Raw genomic sequence first — 6,000 nt, 5'->3', positions numbered from 1 at the left:
AGCGGGACATATTTTCTGCTCACCACCCCCTGTCTAATTTACGGATTTAGATTAGGCGACAACTATCCTGACACAGGGGGAGGTCGATTCCTGATGTCTATAACCCCAAACTCTTTTAACTCAGGCTGTAAAGGATGTGGTAAATATCACTGTTGATTCAATGTTTAAACGTCATGATGCTCTAATATTTGAAATTTATGAGGATTATAATCCGTGGCATTATTTGCATCAAGTGTAGATAGTCTTTCATTTAACGAGCTTTAACGAATGAAAGACTTAGCAAAAAAGTTCGGTCATAATTTACGCGGTACTCGACGTGATAAAGGGATTTCTCAAGACAAATTAGCGCTGCTTGCTGATATCGATAGAAGTTACGTAGGTCGCATTGAGCGCGGAGAAGTGAACATCACACTCGAAAAAGCCTACCAGTTGGCTGAGGTGCTTGAGTGTGATGTCAGAGAATTACTTCCCTAAAAAATCTGCTTGCTCAACAGTAGAGTGTTCTTGAATTCGAATAAATGTGGTTCGTTTTTTATCAACTACTTCGCAGTAGTAATAAGGATTATAGTCCTCATCACAGCTCAAAACAAACAGCCAAATAGCTGTTTGTAAAACTACAGTAAAATGATGTTCGTTTACTCTATTCGGCCTATGCGACCGTACGCATGTTTTTATACATGGTCTTGGTGAGCATTCAATTATCAGCGGTCTGTGCGACCGTACGCGGAAGCATGAGTGCTTGAATTGTTCTTGCTAAATTATCAGCGGTCTGTGCGACCGTACGCTGTGCTAACACTCAGTATAGTTTATGAAATACAATAAATTAGAATAAAACATTGAGTTTTACCCTTTTCAAAACCAATATTTTAAATAATTAAAAATCAAGCTGTTACAGCAAGCATTCAAATTTAGGTTATATCTCGGGAACTGTTTGATAATTATTTTCTGAATTTGCTAATCCATAGCTGCTAAAGTAACCAGTTGTTGCTCGCTCAGGTGTTTCTACTCGAACAATATTTAATCGAAACTTCTTATTGCTCACATTCTCAATCGAATGATAATGCCCATCAACACTGATAGAGGTTCTAGAATAGTACTTCTTCGGCTCAAACACTTCACCTCGAGCCTCGGCCCTCTCCTTCAAACGTTTGAGCTTTTTCGCATGCCCAACTGGAGTTAACCTATCTATGCTACAATTTCTTTCAAAAGCAACATAGTTAATACTTTCAGGCACTTCCTGCGTATTTGATACTGCAAAATATCCGAGTCGAACCATTTCATCAAAGTAGCTGTGCCACCGCAACAGATAATCTAATTGCATTCTATCCATACTAACGAAAGTCAACTGATTACCGATAGTCTGCTCACACCACATAGGAAAGGACACACCAATATTTCTTGTCTCATATTCATAGTTAAAGCTATGTAACACCCGCAGGCATTTACTAACGAGTGCTTCATTGTTCCGCCTTTCAGGAAGAAATCTTATCGTTTTATAGAACCATGCCATCAGTTACTTCCTGTTCGCTGGAACATACCACCTTTGATTAAGTTAGCGATCAAATAGTGCAGATCATTAACCGTCTCTTCTGATAGCTTCACCTCATTCTCTAACAACTCAACAAATTCATCAGCTCTTTTCAAAAGACTGAAGAAATCTTTACCTGTAGAAGGATGACGATAACTGGTCACATCCTCCTTATGCACCCCATAGTGCCCCACACGAACAGCTTCTTCAGCACCAGGATACCAATCATCGATCATTGCAATCGCAGCCCCTACCTTATAACACCCTATGATGGGGGACTTATCTCCATCAATTAGAGTATGTTGATAAACACGGCTATTATCTCGACGATCCGATTTGTTTGAATTTTTCGGCTTCTCGGTAAATTCTTGGCTTGGCCTAATTGGAGCATTGGTTGGCAGCTTTATTGATACCTTTAACTCAAAAATAGCTAAACCCTGAGGCTGAGAAAATGCGTCACAAATTAACTGCAGCAATGGTACCCATGACTTATGTTGTTGAAAGCTTGCTCTACCAGAATAACCCCGTACAACATTTTCAAATGATACAGCGCCACCTTCCCAAGGCCACGGCGTGATCTCAACATTTACCCAATAAGCTTTTTTTGTGTTATGCCAAAGCCACTGCCCATTACAGATATTAAGCAAATAACGCGTCGCAAGCTCATTCCAGGTTATCTTTGATTCATAAAGCTCAACGAGCTTTTTTAAAGTTCTCTTAACACCGGGATCGCAACATTTTAAAGGTTTCCGTAAGTCAGAGGTAAATGTAATAGAAGTTTCGCACTGTACTCCATTAGCGCCATATGGCACATGGCAATAATCAACTTGATGTGGATTTCCTTGAGCAAGTGCATCTGGCGTAGCCTTTTTTACTATTTCACCTTCAGCCGTATATACAGCTGCAGCCCCCTCTTTTAAACCTAGCGCAATACGTGAGTTATACCTTAGCGGACTCTTACTTTGATCTGGCCAAACGGCAAAAAAACAAACATCCCCTGGCGTGATTGAACCTTCATAAGCTAACTGTACAGGTAGTTCCACTATTTCACTCCTTCTTTGGCTTTATACACAGATATGAACTAGTTATCTCATATCGCCAAAAAACCTTGTCGAAATCTGCCTCAACCTGGATCGTTACAAGTTCAAGTAACCCCATAATGCTTTCACAAAATGCATGAGGATATCCTCTTAATGAGTATCGCTTTTCGCTAAGTTTCTCTAAAAAGTGATAACCAATACAACAAGGGGTCAACATTCTGTTATCCAGTGCAGATATGACATCCTTAATACTATGAATGCATTCTTCATTATTGAGGGTTAGCCACTGCCCTGAAGACTCTGGGATGGCTAATATTGCATCTTTAAGTTTTGTATATGTCTGAATTCGATTGATATCAGAAATCGATATAAGACAGATACCTCTTGCAAATCGCTTAGGGAGATGACGAACAATGCTCTCAAGAGCTAATCTCGACGCACTGCCATACCTCAGCACAAGACTTAAATGCAGGTCACAGTGCCAATCATCTCTTACTGCCGGTGGAGACAATGAGCCATCTGTTTTTTCTACCACCTCCCTCGTCAATCCTCGCATTTCCAAGTGAACAGAGTGAATGCATACGGCAAAGCTATCCATTCTAAATTTTGGTTCATAATTTTGTATATTCCGCTCGAGGGCATGTACAAAGCCATAAACTGCCATCATTGAGGGCAAACCAATACTGAAATGAGTATGCATAGCTGATGCACCAGCAACTTTAAGATTTGGCACAAGCAGGTATGTTGTATCTTCACTGTGGGCTATACCAGTATCATCAAGTTGTAATTCATTATTTTCTTTACACTTCCAAATGATTTGATAAATCAGTTTTGTTAGCTTGACATCATATGCAAATCGACTGGCTGAACGAGTTCGTGACAACTCATCATTAAACTGTTCTGTCAGTTGCTGCGCTGAATACTGAGCATCCTGATTATCTAACCAAGCAATAATCATCTTTGTGATCTGTTTGCGAAGCATTTGGCGCTTAAAGCTCAGTTGATTAGCTGGCAACAACCATTTTTCTGATGATAAATACTGCCGCATGGCTTTTACTGATGCTTTCGTTAACCACTGAGTTCTTGTATCAAGTAGTTGATGCTTAAAGCGGTGAAACTGAGGAAGAGAGCGCAACATTCTAAAAGCTCCACCACAACTCATTGCCAACACCCCCATATTAGTTGCTCGGCTATATCGAGTTAGTGCAGTCCAACGATAATGCTCTTCTAAAGCCTGATAACAATGACTTTGAATAGACTGGGAGGCGACTGGTGAAAGTGATATGTATGAGCCTCTACCATCTGGTAGCGAGATTTGCGGCAAGTAATTGGGGGCAAGCTTAACATCGATGATATGCTCTGGTATCTGAGCTAACTGCTTTGAAACAGCCTTGCACGTCTTCTGGTAACAGCCTAGCACTTTCAACTGGTCCCATAACGGATGCTCAGTGTCAGCAAGTAATATCCCCAAGCATGACCGTTCTCCTTGCCAGATAAACTCACTAGTAAGAAATGAAGCCTTATTAACCCCCTTTGAATCTCGAGAGTAACTCCAATCATCAGCAGAAACTATTGATGATGAAAACAGATAGTCTGGCAATTGCCCTAAAGGTTGAGCTCGGATCGTTCCAGCAGCACGAACATCAGGGAACTTAACGTTATGACTATGCCTATAGCTGACTGTCCTTGTGCAGGCTGCCCACCACTTGTCATCACGAAGCTTTTCCTTGCATTTTTTTCTGTCAAGCAGATCTCGTTGATCCGCCACAGGCTCTGTTAGGTTAACAAGAATAGTGATTGCATCTAATATTGATTCAGATATGTCTATTGGCGGGCTCAGTGGACGGAATACACGACGTAAATTCGCATTTAAATCGTCAGTTTCAGATTTCAATACCTCCCTCAACGTGACCACTTACCACCTCGATGTATAAAACGAGCGATTGAAGTCATCTGTTTGAAATTCAGCAAGCCATAGGCAATATACATCTCCCAGATAAAACAAGTAATCTGTATTATCGAAAGGTCTGTCTAGCTTCAAACGTCGATTGGTTTTAAGCATACGCTGCTCAACCACTGAAGCTACTTGATCAAGGGAACAATTCAGCAGCAAAGCCACTTCGAGGGCATTCATCCTGAGATTTGCCAGCCTCCCTCCATTCAGCCATAAGTTATCTTCAAGATACCGAAAGATTTCTCGCAAAATAAAGTTATATCTAAGGTTTCGCTCAGGCAGTCGAATAGCCTTGAAGAGGATCTCATCAAGCACATCCTTTAATCTTAACTCTTCTGTGGCAACAACTGCATACGCAATTTTAAAATCAATAGTTTTATCGATCATTGAATGAAACGAGCTAGGCCACTCTCGCCAAAACTGAATAAAACTAATTGCGTCAAATGAAACCGACGAGATCTGTACCCACCAATGTACCAATCCCCAACGATAGCTCTGCGGTAAGTCTGGTAATGGCTCTAAAACTTCCCCTGCGAGCCAATATGCAACCTTAACGCCTTCAGTATCGTACCCTAATGCATCATGTTCTATCGCATTACCACATTCGCTACATAGGCCATTGACACCTGACTCACGGTAGTCATAGATAGCCCCACAGCAGCACTTATCAATCAGCTTTTGCTTATGCTTGTGGCAATAGTCATAGCCTTCAAAATGCCATCGATATGATGCATAGCCATCTTCGGCTAGGCATAGTGGGCAACTTGGTACAACTTCGCTACGCAGAAGTGAGCGTGGCATAACCTCTGCACCACGGACTAATCCACTCGTTGAAGGTGAGAACTTCATTGAGGTTCGATTAATCGCTAAGCCAAGCAGCAAGCCTGTCTCATTAAAGGTCATTTGGCTTATCTTGAGCAAGGCTTCTGAACGAGGACCTGAATTGACCTTAGATGAGCAAGGGTTAATACGACGAATGTCAGTAGGAAATGTCTGATACTTCGAGCTGTCGATATCTTCAAGGTACCTCTTGGTAGCCACCAAAAAACGGTACACATCACTGTACCCATTCGCATTAGCAACACGAATAAGAAAGCTCTCTAGAGACTCATCGGCATGTGGTGTGGGTCGCTGAAGAAACATTGGCACCTCCGATAAAAACTAGGCGGTTTAAGTGCTTTCAACAAGCCCATAGATTTTGTTCTTTAAGAATTGTGATGTGTGTTGGTGTTTAACATGCATGTTCAAAGCAGAACTAGTGATTGCCTATGCTCTAGCGATGAGAAATGATACCTACGCTCATCTCCAAATAGCCCTAAAGGCTGCAAGAAATTTTCTTACACCCACGAGCAGTACTCATGGTACGTCTCACAAAAATATCAACATATGGTTGTTTTATCTAATATCAACTTATGGTTGTTTTTTGGTAACTATCTAAAAATCATGAAAAATTGAATATCACTTTATGGTTGTTTCAA

5 protein-coding genes are annotated in these 6,000 nt (G+C 41.1%); 1 reads left to right on the top strand and 4 read right to left on the bottom strand.

Annotated features, from left to right (window positions below; genetic code table 11):
* Nucleotides 1–267: 267 nt before the first annotated feature.
* Nucleotides 268–474, top strand: coding sequence for a helix-turn-helix domain-containing protein (locus BIT28_RS21625; protein WP_075767004.1), 207 nt, complete (start codon nucleotides 268–270; stop codon nucleotides 472–474).
* Nucleotides 475–913: 439 nt separating this feature from the next.
* Here the strand turns inward: BIT28_RS21625 and cas6f are convergent, their stop codons facing one another.
* The 4 genes from cas6f to BIT28_RS21605 are packed head-to-tail and all read right to left on the bottom strand — an operon-like array spanning nucleotide 914 to nucleotide 5,665.
* Nucleotides 914–1,510, bottom strand: a complete 597-nt coding sequence (gene cas6f, locus BIT28_RS21620) for a type I-F CRISPR-associated endoribonuclease Cas6/Csy4 (RefSeq protein ID WP_075767003.1) — start codon at nucleotides 1,508–1,510, stop codon at nucleotides 914–916.
* The gene (gene csy3, locus BIT28_RS21615; protein ID WP_075767002.1) at nucleotides 1,510–2,571 is read right to left on the bottom strand and encodes a type I-F CRISPR-associated protein Csy3; all 1,062 of its coding nucleotides are present in this window, start codon (nucleotides 2,569–2,571) and stop codon (nucleotides 1,510–1,512) included. The genes cas6f and csy3 overlap by 1 nt, the downstream gene beginning before the upstream one ends.
* Nucleotides 2,572–2,575: 4 nt before the next feature.
* Nucleotides 2,576–4,462, bottom strand: a complete 1,887-nt coding sequence (locus BIT28_RS21610) for a type I-F CRISPR-associated protein Csy2 (protein ID WP_139310503.1) — start codon at nucleotides 4,460–4,462, stop codon at nucleotides 2,576–2,578.
* Nucleotides 4,463–4,483: 21 nt separating this feature from the next.
* Entirely contained in the window at nucleotides 4,484–5,665 is a 1,182-nt protein-coding gene (locus tag BIT28_RS21605; RefSeq protein WP_075767000.1) for a TniQ family protein, read from the bottom strand.
* Nucleotides 5,666–6,000 lie beyond the last annotated feature (335 nt).

Source organism: Photobacterium proteolyticum, from assembly GCF_001939735.1.
Taxonomy (GTDB): Bacteria; Pseudomonadota; Gammaproteobacteria; order Enterobacterales; family Vibrionaceae; genus Photobacterium; species Photobacterium proteolyticum.
This window is presented reverse-complemented; position numbering and strand designations above follow the sequence as displayed.